The 13,096-nt window shown below is 40.0% G+C and carries 13 protein-coding genes; all 13 read left to right on the top strand.

The genetic code is table 11. The features are described from left to right. The first annotated feature begins 63 nt into the window (after nt 1-63). The 13 genes from IEZ33_RS19825 to atpA all read left to right on the top strand — a co-directional run bounded on the left by IEZ33_RS19825 (nt 64) and on the right by atpA (nt 13,063). Nucleotides 64-624 carry a TRAP transporter small permease subunit gene (locus IEZ33_RS19825; protein ID WP_191601697.1) on the top strand — a complete coding sequence of 187 codons (561 nt, stop codon included), beginning with the start codon at nt 64-66 and terminating at the stop codon, nt 622-624. Then, a complete protein-coding gene (locus IEZ33_RS19820; RefSeq protein WP_206696882.1) occupies nt 617-1,936 on the top strand; it encodes a TRAP transporter large permease in 1,320 nt (439 codons plus the stop codon). Before IEZ33_RS19825 ends, IEZ33_RS19820 begins: the two co-directional genes overlap by 8 nt. 254 nt (nt 1,937-2,190) lie before the next feature. After that, on the top strand, nt 2,191-3,570 hold the full coding sequence (mnmE, locus tag IEZ33_RS19815) for a tRNA uridine-5-carboxymethylaminomethyl(34) synthesis GTPase MnmE (RefSeq protein ID WP_191601696.1): 1,380 nt from the start codon (nt 2,191-2,193) through the stop codon (nt 3,568-3,570). Nucleotides 3,571-4,314: 744 nt separating this feature from the next. Beyond that, nucleotides 4,315-6,204 (top strand): tRNA uridine-5-carboxymethylaminomethyl(34) synthesis enzyme MnmG, encoded by a 1,890-nt coding sequence (gene mnmG, locus IEZ33_RS19810; protein ID WP_191601695.1) that lies wholly within the window; start codon nt 4,315-4,317, stop codon nt 6,202-6,204. Nucleotides 6,205-6,243: 39 nt separating this feature from the next. Beyond that, on the top strand, nt 6,244-6,876 hold the full coding sequence (gene rsmG, locus IEZ33_RS19805) for a 16S rRNA (guanine(527)-N(7))-methyltransferase RsmG (RefSeq protein WP_191601694.1): 633 nt from the start codon (nt 6,244-6,246) through the stop codon (nt 6,874-6,876). Further along, nucleotides 6,876-7,646 carry a ParA family protein gene (locus tag IEZ33_RS19800; RefSeq protein WP_191601693.1) on the top strand — a complete coding sequence of 257 codons (771 nt, stop codon included), beginning with the start codon at nt 6,876-6,878 and terminating at the stop codon, nt 7,644-7,646. The genes rsmG and IEZ33_RS19800 overlap by 1 nt, the downstream gene beginning before the upstream one ends. 49 nt (nt 7,647-7,695) lie before the next feature. Then, the gene (locus IEZ33_RS19795; RefSeq protein ID WP_191601692.1) at nt 7,696-8,580 is read left to right on the top strand and encodes a ParB/RepB/Spo0J family partition protein; all 885 of its coding nucleotides are present in this window, start codon (nt 7,696-7,698) and stop codon (nt 8,578-8,580) included. Nucleotides 8,581-8,783: 203 nt separating this feature from the next. Further along, on the top strand, nt 8,784-9,188 hold the full coding sequence (locus IEZ33_RS19790) for an ATP synthase subunit I (RefSeq protein ID WP_191601691.1): 405 nt from the start codon (nt 8,784-8,786) through the stop codon (nt 9,186-9,188). A 50-nt stretch (nt 9,189-9,238) separates the two neighbouring features. Continuing rightward, a complete protein-coding gene (gene atpB / locus IEZ33_RS19785) occupies nt 9,239-10,060 on the top strand; it encodes a F0F1 ATP synthase subunit A (RefSeq protein WP_191601690.1) in 822 nt (273 codons plus the stop codon). Between the two features lie 85 nt (nt 10,061-10,145). Then, entirely contained in the window at nt 10,146-10,403 is a 258-nt protein-coding gene (gene atpE, locus IEZ33_RS19780; protein ID WP_009834415.1) for a F0F1 ATP synthase subunit C, read from the top strand. Between the two features lie 57 nt (nt 10,404-10,460). After that, nucleotides 10,461-10,931, top strand: coding sequence for a F0F1 ATP synthase subunit B (locus IEZ33_RS19775; protein WP_191601689.1), 471 nt, complete (start codon nt 10,461-10,463; stop codon nt 10,929-10,931). Nucleotides 10,932-10,942: 11 nt separating this feature from the next. After that, nucleotides 10,943-11,479 (top strand): F0F1 ATP synthase subunit delta, encoded by a 537-nt coding sequence (locus IEZ33_RS19770; protein ID WP_191601688.1) that lies wholly within the window; start codon nt 10,943-10,945, stop codon nt 11,477-11,479. A 39-nt stretch (nt 11,480-11,518) separates the two neighbouring features. Next, complete coding sequence (gene atpA / locus IEZ33_RS19765) at nt 11,519-13,063, top strand: F0F1 ATP synthase subunit alpha (RefSeq protein WP_191601687.1); 1,545 nt, start codon at nt 11,519-11,521, stop codon at nt 13,061-13,063. The last annotated feature ends 33 nt before the right edge of the window (nt 13,064-13,096 follow it).

Below are 13,096 nucleotides of genomic sequence, written 5' to 3'. Positions count from 1 at the left end.
GATAAAACTAGGGAGACTTCGGTCTCCTTAATTTTATATGTTAACGATCAAAGGTAAAAAATCATGTTAGTAACCTTAATTAAACGTTACTGCCTAGGAACTCATGCTCTTGTGACTTTTATTGGCAAATCTATCTCCTATGCCATGCCATTTTTAGCATTTGTAGTCGCATTTGAAGTTTTTTCTCGCTACTTCCTTAATAAACCAACCATTTGGGCGTATGACCTTTCTTTATTTTGCTTTGGTTACATTGCTGCGTTAGGTGGAGCTTATGCTCAACAGCAACGTGCTCATATCAATGTCGATATTTTATATAATAAAGTCTCTCCGCGAGTTCGTAGCGCATTTAATATTTTCTCATTTATGTTAGCGATTTTCTTTGTCGCCATCATTTTTAAAATGAGTTTAGAAAAGTTTTTCGAATCAATTGAGTTTGATTATCGCCGTCAAAGTGAGTGGGCTCCGCACATGCACCATTACTGGGTCATGATGGCCGTTGCTAGTGGCATATTAGTATTACAACTGTTAAGTGACATCCTTGAAGATGGGTACAATTTGTTTACAGGTAAGATTTTATTACCTGACCTCATCAGAGGCGAAGAAGAGGAAATAGCAAATGATTAGTATTGAGGTTCTCACAGGCATATTGTTGTTCTGTATTTTAATATCATTTGCATTGGGTGCACCAGTTGGGTTGGCACTTGGTGGCATCGCTATGGCCGTTGGCTATGTTACTTGGGGGGACGCTCTATTTAACGTAATACCGTCCACTTTAGAAGCAACGCATTTTAGTTTTATTCTGTTAGCCATTCCATTGTATATCTACATGGGACAGCTACTAACACGTTCAGGCATTGGCGATGCTATGTTCAATGCAAGTCAAATGTTGATAGGCCGTGTACGTGGCTCTTTAGCCATTAGCGTTATCATAGTCTGTTCTATGATTGGTGCCATGGTAGGTATTATTGGTGCGGGCATCATGACTTCTGGCAGTATTGCATTACGTCCTATGTTAGAAAGAGGCTATAACAAGCGTTTAGCTTTGGGCGTTATTATGGCTGGTGGTGGTCTGGGGATTTTAATTCCGCCCAGTATTCCGATGATCATGTTTGCTTCAGCAACACAGAATTCAGTCGGTCGTATGTTCATTGCAGCACTGGTACCCGCGGCGATTACTATTGTTCTATTGATTACCTATGTTGTTATCTCTTGTAAATTGGACCACTCCAAAGCACCTCTAGATAAAGTACCTGATGTGGCACCGACATTAAAAGAAAAATGGTTTACCGCGCGTGATGGTTTACTTTCTTTACTCTTAATTGTGGCGGTTTTAGGCAGTATTATTTTTGGTATCGCTACGCCAACAGAGTCTGGCGCTATTGGGGTCGTCGGTGCGGTTTGTCTGGCCATATTATTTAAACGATTCAAACCTCGTATGGTTAGAAAAGCCGGAATGCAGGCCGCTTTATTAGTCAGTGTAGCTTTATGGATTATCTTTGGTGCCTCTGTATTTAGTAACTTCCATTTATTAATGGGTGTGCAAAATATGGTGGCAGGGTTTACCCAAGACCTAGGATTATCACCAATGATGGTCATCATCTTATTCCAAGTAATTATGTTGTTACTTGGTTTTATTATTGATGAATTTATTATTGTTTTAATGTGTGCCCCCATTTTTACACCAATAGCCGTCTCCTTAGGTTTCGACCCTATTTGGTTCGGTATATTGATGATATTAAATATTGAAATTGCCGTACAAACGCCGCCTTATGGCTTTGCACTCTTTTATCTGAAAGGTATAGCGCCTCCAGGTATTACCATGCTGGATATATACAAGTCGGTGACACCATTTGTTCTGATCAAATTATGTGTGTTAATACTGTGTATGCTGTTCCCAGAAATGGTGATGTGGTTACCGAATAAAGTCATGGGGTAACTTGTATAACAGCAACGTCTAACGTTTTATCATTAGCCATGTCTATTGATAGGCCAGATCCATTAAAATAATGGGGCTGGCCTTTTTTTATCTCTAAAGTTCGTCTTTCCCTAGATTAATCGCCGCATCCATTGTTAATCAGTAATAGCTCTAGTTACTACAACACACCTTATAGAACATTAGAATTATTGCGCTTATTTTCAGACTAAGGGACAATCTAAGCAACAACTCTTACCTCAGGAAATTTCAACAATATGACAGACTTTAGCCAATCCATTGATAAAGACACTATTGTCGCCCAAGCCACACCACCAGGACGAGGAGGGGTTGGGATAGTACGCTTATCAGGTCCGGCAAGTCTTACTATTGCGGAACAGATAATTGGCTTTATCCCAACGGCAAGACACGCTCACTATGTGCCTTTTAAAGGTAAGGATAAAGAGCAAATTGATATGGGAATCGCCATTTATTTCCCTGGTCCAAACTCTTTTACTGGAGAGGATGTATTTGAGCTACAAGGGCATGGAGGACCTATTATTATCGATATGTTATTAGAAAGAGCTTTAGAATTGGGGGCAAGATTAGCTCGTCCGGGTGAGTTTTCTGAAAGAGCATTTTTAAATGATAAAATGGATCTGACACAAGCGGAGGCCATTGCAGATCTGATTGACTCATCGTCTCAACAAGCCGCGAAATGCGCATTGCGATCTCTACAAGGGGCTTTTTCAAAACGTATTGACCTACTTCTTGAATCCCTGATTAATCTGCGAATTTATGTTGAAGCCGCGATTGATTTTCCAGAAGAAGAAATTGATTTTATCAGTGATGGTAAAGTGGCCAATGACTTAGCAGGAATACAGGACAATTTACACAAGGTATTAAAAGAAGCAAAACAAGGTTCTATTATTCGTGAAGGCATGAATGTTGTCATTGCAGGTAGACCTAATGCAGGAAAATCAAGTTTATTAAACGCTTTGTCTGGTAAAGACTCAGCTATTGTCACAAGTATTGAAGGGACAACCAGAGATGTTTTAAGAGAGCATATTCATATTGATGGCATGCCGTTACATATTATAGATACTGCTGGACTTCGAGAAAGCCCAGACGAAGTAGAACAAATTGGCATTCAACGAGCATGGCAAGAGATTCAAAAAGCCGACCGTATTTTATTGATGGTGGATAGTGAGCATACTAAAAATTTAGATCCAATCAATATTTGGCCTGAGTTTGTTAGTCAACTAAAGAGTCACCATCATTTGACCATAGTCCGTAACAAAATTGATCTTACTCAAGAAAGTACCGGGATTGAAATTATGAACGGCATTCCTGTTATTTCATTATCTGCTAAAACGCATACTGGTATAGAAAATTTAACGCAACATTTAAAAGACATTATGGGATATGACAGTACAACAGAGGGCGGTTTTATTGCTCGCCGCCGTCATATAGAGGCCTTAAATAAAGCCAATACATTTCTCATCACAGGCAGTGAGCAACTTCATGACTTCGGTGCTGGCGAGTTACTCGCCGAAGACCTTAAAGAAGCTCAAAATGCGTTAAGTGAAATAACCGGAGCTTTCACCAGTGACGATCTCTTAGGTCGTATTTTTGGCTCGTTCTGTATTGGTAAATAAGCATTAAATAGCAGCCAATTACTTTTATGCTGGATAAAGATACATTCTCTATTCAGCATTTTTCACAAATTGACAAAAAACAGCCTGCCTATAAATCAACCTCATCTATTCTTTATTCACATAAAATATGATTTTCATACTAATCACTCTATCAACAATTATCCTTATATAAGTTATTCACTGTTTACGCTGTAAAGCGTTGTTTTTCACAAAAAATAATAAAAAAAACTCAAAAAAACACTTTTTTTGAGTTTTTTACTTGTGGGTAATTTTCTTATGAAAAAATCTAAAACACTCAGGAAAACTCATTTTTTTTCTTTAAAATTAAATAGATAAGAAAAAAACAATTACTCATCTCGCATGTGCATAACTTTGGTGACAGCTTGGCTAAATGTTTTGCACAGAATTTAACAACATTGGATACTTTTTCCACACGTGTATAAGTTGCCAGTTTATCCACAGAATAAGCTTATCCACAGCACATGATGTACCATGTGTTCATAACAGGAATTAAAACCAATAAATAATTGATATAATTATGTTTATTATATTTATACACAGAAATTGTCTTACTATATAGATATAAACATAATAAGAATTACATAGTAATACTCTTATTTATATATTAATGATGACCGGGGTTAGTCTTTCTGAGAGCCTTTCTTTTTCAATATTTGAAGATATACTAGGCGGCCTTCGAATCAGATTGTTCGTTTTTTATTCATTTATCGGTATGAGGTTTTTGTGAATTTCCCTAGTCGTTTTGGCGTAATTGTTGTTGGTGGTGGTCATGCAGGTACAGAAGCGGCGCTAGCTTCAGCGCGTATGGGTGTTCAAACACTGTTATTGACTCATAATATTGAAACGTTAGGCCAAATGTCCTGTAATCCGGCCATCGGTGGTATTGGCAAGTCGCATCTAGTGAAAGAAATAGATGCGTTAGATGGCGCTATGGCGTTAGCAACGGATAAAGCAGGAATTCAATTTAGAACCTTAAATTCTCGCAAAGGTCCTGCAGTCAGAGCAACAAGAGCGCAAGCCGATCGTATTTTATATAAAGCCGCCATTCGACATACATTGGAAAATCAAGAGAATCTTTGGCTTTTTCAGCAATCTTGTGAAGATCTGATTGTTGAATCTGGAGAAGCTCGTGGTGTTGTGACTCAAACAGGCATTCGCTTCTTAAGTGATACCGTAGTGTTAACCGCAGGAACATTTTTGGGTGGTTTAATTCATGTTGGGCTAGAAAACCACTCTGGTGGCCGTGCCGGTGATCCACCTTCAATTGGTCTTGCTGAAAAATTACGTTCATTACCATTTCGCGTAGATCGATTGAAAACAGGAACGCCACCACGCATAGACGCTCGCACGGTTGATTTTAGTGTCATGGAAGCGCAGCCTGGAGACATTATTACGCCTGTTATGTCTTATATGGGGAACAAAGCACTGCATCCAACTCAAATTAATTGTTTCATTACCCATACAAATGAAAAAACGCATGACATTATTCGCTCTGGCATGGATCGATCTCCTATGTACACAGGAGTGATTGATGGAATTGGGCCACGCTATTGCCCTTCTATAGAAGACAAAATAGTTCGTTTTGCAGATAAGAACTCACATCAAATCTTTGTTGAACCTGAAGGTTTAACAACGCACGAATTGTATCCAAATGGCATCTCAACTTCGCTGCCGTTTGATGTACAATTAGAGTTAGTTCGTTCCATGAAAGGCTTTGAAAACGCTCATATCACTCGTCCTGGTTATGCAATAGAGTACGATTACTTTAATCCTCAAGATCTTAAATACTCATTAGAAACAAAACATATGCCAAGACTGTTTTTTGCTGGACAAATTAATGGTACTACAGGCTATGAAGAAGCGGGTGCTCAAGGTTTGTTGGCTGGATTAAATGCGGCTCTACTATCTCAAGGAAAAGACTCTTGGTGCCCACGTCGTGATGAGGCTTATTTAGGCGTATTAGTCGATGATCTTATTTCAATGGGGACTAAAGAACCGTACCGAATGTTTACAAGTCGAGCTGAATATCGTTTGATTTTACGCGAAGATAATGCTGATTTACGTTTAACGGAAAAAGGTCGTGAATTAGGCTTGGTGTCTGATGCTCGTTGGGACGCTTTTTGTAAAAAACGTGAGGCCATCGAATTAGAAACGGCTCGCCTCAAGTCAACTTGGATTGTTCCAAATTCTCCCGAATCTGAAATAATTAACCCTAAATTAGAAACACCGATATCGCATGAATACAGTTTGATGGATTTATTACGTCGTCCAGGTATTGAATATTCAGACGTGGCAAATCTGAAAAATGCACCTGAATCCGTTGTATCAGATCAAGTTTCAGAGCAAGTTCAGATCGCGGTGAAGTATGCGGGTTATATTTCCCGACAAGCTGAAGATATAGAACGCATGCGTCGTCAAGAAAATACGCCGTTACCTAACGATATGGATTATAGCGTAATAGAAGGCTTGTCTAACGAAGTAAAACAAAAGTTGATGCTAATGAAGCCCGAAACACTTGCTGCCGCATCAAGAATTCAAGGTGTAACACCTGCGGCTGTATCTTTATTGCTAATCAGTTTGAAAAAACGTGCGATTGCGCGTAAAAGTGCCTAGAATCTGACCCCAACTGGCGATTAACCAACGGATTCAATTGTGACACACTTCGAAACTTTAAAAAAAGGCGCTCATTTAATGGGCGCTGAACTGTCTGACGATGTTATTTTAACGTTAGTTCGTTATCTTGAATTACTTCAGAAATGGAATAAAGCGTATAACTTAACGGCAATCCGAGATCCTGAACAGATGATTAATCTGCATTTGTTCGACAGTCTTGCAACCTTGCCCTTCATAGAGGGTAATGATGTAATTGATGTCGGGACTGGTCCTGGTTTACCTGGAATGGTTTTGGCTATTTGTTTGCCGGAAAAAAACTTTACCTTACTCGATAGTAATGGCAAAAAAACACGGTTTCTCACCCAAGTTAAAATGGAATTAGGGATAACAAATGTTACGGTATTAAATGAGCGTGTGGAAAAGCACGCTTTACAGGGGCATTATGACCATGTCATCTCAAGAGCATTTGCGTCCCTAACGGACATGATTAATTGGACATTACCTTTGCCGAATGAAAAAGGTAATTTTTTGGCAATGAAAGGCGTTTATCCTGAATCTGAAATTCAGCAACTACCCGAAGGTGTAGAAATTCAAGACATCTTCCCGTTAAAAGTAACGAATGTTGAGGCCGAACGTCATTTAGTTAGAATGGTTCGTAAAGGGAATAAATAATGGCAAAAATCATAGCCGTTACTAATCAAAAAGGTGGCGTCGGTAAAACGACCACTTGCGTTAACTTAGCGGCTTCTTTAACGGCTATGAAGCGACGGGTATTGGTTATTGATCTTGACCCTCAAGGTAATGCAACTACAGGTAGTGGTATTTCAAAAGACGTGCTAACTACCAGTGTTTTCGATGTACTTATTGGTACTCATGGCGTAAAAGAAGTTATGCTGGCTACGGATCCTGCTGGTTATTCTATTCTCCCTGCAAACTCTGATTTAACCGGCGCTGAAATCGTTTTATTAGATTTACCAAGTAAAGAAACTCGTTTACGGGCTGCGCTTTATGAAGTAGACAACGAATTCGATTATATTCTGCTTGATTGTCCTCCATCATTGAATATGTTGACTATTAATGCCATGTCCGCTGCTCAAGGTGTTTTGATTCCTGTTCAATGTGAATATTATGCATTAGAAGGGTTAACGGCGTTGTTACAAACCATCGAAAGAATTACAGAATCCTTAAATCCCTCATTAGTCATCGAAGGCATATTAAGAACCATGTATGACCCTCGTCCGAGTTTAACGCACGATGTTTCTCAGCAATTGGTTAAACACTTCGAAAGCAAGGTCTATGACACCGTTATTCCAAGAAACATTCGTTTGGCAGAAGCGCCTAGTTATGGTGTACCTGTATTACATTATGAGAAACAGTCTCGTGGTGCAATGGCCTATTTAGCGTTAGCCGCCGAGTTTATTCGTAAAAATAAAGCGAAATAAAGTCCATTCCCTACACAATGATTTAGAAAATCAATTTAAGGTTTATATCATGACTATAAAAAAACGTGGCTTAGGCAGAGGGTTAGATGCGTTATTAGCGCCTAAAGTCTCTTCCTCAGATACCCTAGATGAAATTTCGTCTTCCTCTGAGCAAGTTACGGGTCTTACTTATCTTCCATTGAATTGGCTTCATAAAGGTAAGTTTCAACCTCGTCGAGATATGAATCCGGCTCAATTGGATGAATTGGCGGCCTCTATTCGAACACAGGGTATTATGCAACCTATTGTTGTGCGACCTATTGATCATAATAATTACGAAATTATTGCGGGTGAGAGACGTTGGCGAGCCGCTAAATTAGCGGATTTAACACAGGTCCCCGTTATTGTTAGGCACGTAGAAGACAGTGATGCTATTGTACTTGCCTTAATAGAAAACATTCAACGCGAAGATCTCAATCCTGTAGAAGAAGCGATTGCTTTACAACGTTTAGTTGAAGAGTTTCATTTAACTCAACAAGAAGTCGCGGATACGGTCGGTAAATCTCGTTCTTCAGTGGCAAATTTATTACGTTTATTGACGTTAACAACTGAAGTCCGGCGATTATTAGAGCATGGTGATTTGGAAATGGGTCATGCTCGAGCGCTGTTACCCTTGGAGCATGATTTACAAATTCAAGCGGCCTCTCAAGTCGTTACAAAAAGTTTATCGGTTCGGGAAACTGAGCGTCTGGTTAAATCATTACAACAACCAGACCAATTAAATGAGAAACCGAACGTGGTGAGTTACAGTGACTATGAATCGACAATAAGCCAGCGTTTAAATACCGATGTTAAGATTCAAGCAACAGCAAAAGGTAAAGGAAAGTTAATTATTGATTATCGCAACCCTGAACATTTAGAATTGCTAATAAATGAATGGTTTAATAAGAATTAAAGTCGATATAGGTTAATAAGTCGTTTATGGTGCAATTCTTGGATTATATGACCAATCCTGAATCACTTTAAGTTGAACGAAAGACTTATTCCCCCTATAATGCGTCGGATTTTAGAAAATTCTAGGTTAAGTATTTGCCAAGCTGTAAATGAAACTTGGCTGTTAGGCTTAATTACCTAACAGTTATTGGAGCAATGGTATCTATGGTAAGTAATAAACCTCTTAGTTCAAAAGAGTTGATTGCAGCGAAAAAGAAATCCGTATTTCAATTTCTTTTTGCGCAAATTTTATTTGCTTTTTGTGCTGCAATGACAGTTTGGTTGTGCTTAGATTTGATCGTTTCCTATTCTTTTTTATTAGGGGCTTTATCGAGTATTGTACCAAGCTTGTATTTTGCCTTTAGAGTCTTTGGCAAAGCAGGTGTCAGGCCTGCTAATGAGATAGTGAAATCCTTTTACCGAGGTGAAGCGGGGAAGTTGGTAATGACTTCCATTATTTTGTCTTTAGTTTTTATTTTGGTAAAACCCTTAGTTGCAGGGGCTTTTTTTAGCGGTTTCGGGTTAGCGATTTTGAGCCATTGGCTCACCCCAGCATTCATACGACATTGAATCTATGATGTGGGTAACAGTTTTTATCATTAAAAGGGCGTGGATAGTATATGGCTAGTGAAAATCCAACAGCTTCTGAATATATACAGCATCACCTACAGAATTTGACTTTTGGTCAACATCCTGATGGTAGCTGGGGAATTGCACATGGTGCAGCAGAAGCAGCAGAAATGGGGTTTTGGGCAATTCATTTAGATACAATGGGGTTCTCCATTGCTTTAGGTGTGTTGTTTCTTTGGTTGTTTAGATCAGCTGCGAAAAAAGCGCATGCAGGTGTACCAACTGGGATTCAAAACTTTGTAGAGTTAATGGTTGAGTTTGTTGACGGTAGCGTTAAAGAAACCTTCCATGGAAAAAGCAAAGTTATTGCGCCATTAGCATTAACTATTTTTGTTTGGGTATTCTTAATGAATACCATGGACTTAATACCTGTCGATTTCCTTCCTGCCCTAGCGGGTTTGATGGGCATTGAATACATGAAAGTGGTACCAACAACTGATATGAATGCGACCTTAGGTATGGCATTCTCTGTCTTCGCTTTAATTATCTATTACAGCATTAAAGTGAAAGGTGTTGGTGGCTTTATCGGTGAGTTGACGTTGCAGCCATTTGGTAAATGGATGATTCCGTTTAACTTGCTTTTAGAAGGTGTTGGCTTGATTGCGAAACCAATCTCTCTAGCTCTTCGATTGTTTGGTAACTTATATGCAGGTGAGCTGATCTTTATCTTGATTGCTATTTTACCTTTTTGGGTACAATGGGCACTTTCAGTTCCTTGGGCAATTTTCCACATTCTAGTAATTGTATTGCAAGCATTTATCTTTATGATGCTAACAATTGTTTACTTGAGTATGGCTCACGAAGAACATTAATTGTTTATTAAATAAAAGCAATTGTGTTACTGAGTAAAATTTTTATAAACCTTGAATCTAAAACTGTGAAAATGTAGGAGTTAAAATGGAAACTGTAGTTGGTCTTACTGCGATCGCTGTAGCCCTTCTAATCGGTCTAGGTGCCTTAGGTACTGCGATTGGTTTTGGTCTGCTAGGTGGTAAATTTTTGGAAGGCGCTGCGCGTCAACCTGAGATGGTTCCAATGCTGCAAGTTAAAATGTTCATCGTAGCGGGTCTTCTTGATGCCGTAACTATGATCGGTGTTGGTATTGCGTTGTTCTTTACTTTCGCTAACCCATTCGTTGCTCAGGTTGCTGGCTAAGTTCTTGCGTATATTTCGTAAAAACTTTTTTAAACGACTTAGAGCGAGGACATTAGCGTGAATTTGAATCTCACACTCTTCGGCCAAGCTATTTCGTTTGCCATTTTCGTCTGGTTCTGCATGAAATATGTGTGGCCACCAGTAATTGCTGCGCTAGAAGAGCGCAGCAAGAAAATTGCAGATGGTTTAGAAGCAGCGAACCGTGCTTCACGAGATCTTGAGTTAGCACAAGAACAAGCTACTCAAGCATTGAAGGAAAGCAAAGCTCAAGCAGCCGAGATTATTGAACAAGCCAACAAACGTGCAAACCAAATTATTGATGAAGCGAAAGAGCAAGCATTGACTGAAGGTCAACGTTTGCGTACAGCCGCTCAGGCAGAGATTGAACAAGACGTTATGCGTGCTAAAGAAGCATTACGTTCTCAAGTTTCTCTACTTGCAGTAACTGGCGCTGAGAAAATTTTGGGAGCCATTGTTGACGAAAAAGCCCATAGCGAGCTAGTTGAAAAACTCGCAGCAGAGCTTTAAGCGAGGGTCCAATGGCTGAATTAAAGACAGTCGCGCGCCCGTATGCAAAAGCAGCGTTTGACGTGGCACGTGAAAAAAATCTGGTTGTTGAATGGGACAATATGCTAAGCGTATTTGCTCTTTCAGCAAACGATAAGAAATTTTCACAGGCTCTGGCAAACCCTTCTTTTAGTGCGGAAGAAAAGGCAGGTGCTCTAGCGAATGTATGTACTGAAGTTGCAACAACTGAAGGGAAAGCGTTTTTGCTTACCTTAGCAGAAAATGATCGTTTGTCATTATTGCCTGCTATTTCTACGTTGTTTAACGAATTCAGATTGCAAAGTGAAAAAGCGGTGGACGTTGTCGTTACATCTGCTTTTCCTTTGACAGCTGAGCAGGAAAATACATTAGCCGTTTCACTAGGCAAGAAGTTAGATCGTACGATCAAGCTATCCAGTGAAACAGACGCAAGCCTAATTGGTGGCGTGGTTATCCGAACAGGTGACTTAATCATCGACGGTTCAGTACGCGGTAAATTAGCGAAACTGGCCGAGGCGATAAACTCCTAGTGTTTTGAAAAAATCGAAACCAGGGTTGAGGAATTTAGCATGCAGCAACTGAATCCATCTGAGATCAGTGAGATCATTAAGAAGCGTATTGACAATCTTGATGTTTCTTCTGATGCCCAAAATGAGGGCACAATTGTCAGCGTAGCAGACGGTATCGTGTTGATTCACGGTCTAGCTGACGTAATGTACGGGGAAATGATTGAATTCCCTGGTGGTGTCTATGGTATGGCATTGAACCTGGAGCGTGACTCCGTAGGTGCTGTAGTATTGGGTAACTACCAAAACCTTGTAGAAGGTCAAAAAGTTAAATGTACTGGCCGTATCTTGGAAGTTCCAATTGGTCCAGAACTATTAGGTCGTGTTGTTGACGCATTGGGTAATCCAATCGATGGCAAAGGTCCTATAAATGCAGAACTTACTGATGCCGTTGAAAAAGTTGCACCTGGTGTAATTGAGCGTCAATCAGTAGATCAACCAATTCAAACAGGATATAAAGCCGTAGATGCTATGGTTCCTGTAGGTCGTGGTCAACGTGAGTTGATTATCGGTGACCGCCAAATTGGTAAAACAGCACTTGCTATTGATACTATCATTGCTCAGAAAGACAGTGGTATTAAGTGTATCTATGTTGCTGTTGGTCAAAAACAATCTACTATTGCGAACGTAGTTCGCAAATTAGAAGAAGCGGGTGCAATGGAATATACAACAGTAGTTGCTGCGGGTGCATCTGACCCTGCTGCAATGTTGTTCTTAGCTCCATACACTGGCTGTACCATGGGTGAATACTTCCGTGATCGCGGTGAAGATGCGTTGATCGTATATGATGATTTGACGAAACAAGCTTGGGCTTACCGTCAAATTTCATTGCTATTACGTCGTCCGCCAGGTCGTGAAGCGTATCCTGGTGATGTATTCTATTTACACTCTCGTCTTCTTGAGCGTGCATCTCGTGTAAACGTAGATTATGTAGAAGCATTCACAAAAGGTGAAGTGAAAGGTAAAACAGGTTCTTTGACCGCTTTACCTATCATCGAAACTCAAGGTGGTGACGTTTCTGCGTTCGTACCAACTAACGTAATTTCGATTACGGATGGCCAGATTTTCTTGGAAGCAAGTGCTTTCAACGCAGGTATTCGTCCTGCAATGAACGCTGGTATCTCGGTATCTCGTGTTGGTGGTGCAGCTCAGACTAAAATAGTTAAAAAACTAGGCGGTGGTATTCGTCTAGCATTAGCGCAATACCGTGAATTGGCTGCCTTTGCTCAGTTCGCTTCTGATCTTGATGAAGCAACTCGTAAGCAGCTTGAACATGGTAAGCAGGTTACTGAACTGATGAAGCAAAAGCAGTTTAGTCCAATGCCTGTCGCTGACATGGGCGTTATCCTTTACGCTGCTAATGATGGCTACCTTGCAGATGTTGAAACAAGCAAAATTGGCAGTTTTGAAGTGTCTTTGTTGGGCTATATGCACAGCGAGCATGCAGATTTGATGGCTGACATCAACAAAACTGGTAATTATAACGGCGAGATTGAAGCAACTTTTAAAGCGGCAATCGAGAAGTTTAAAGCGACACAAACTTGGTAATGGCTTTGGTGGCGTTGGTTTAGAACCAAACGC

It is taken from the genome of Marinomonas algicola (assembly GCF_014805825.1).
Lineage (GTDB): Bacteria > Pseudomonadota > Gammaproteobacteria > Pseudomonadales > Marinomonadaceae > Marinomonas > Marinomonas algicola.
This window is presented reverse-complemented; position numbering and strand designations above follow the sequence as displayed.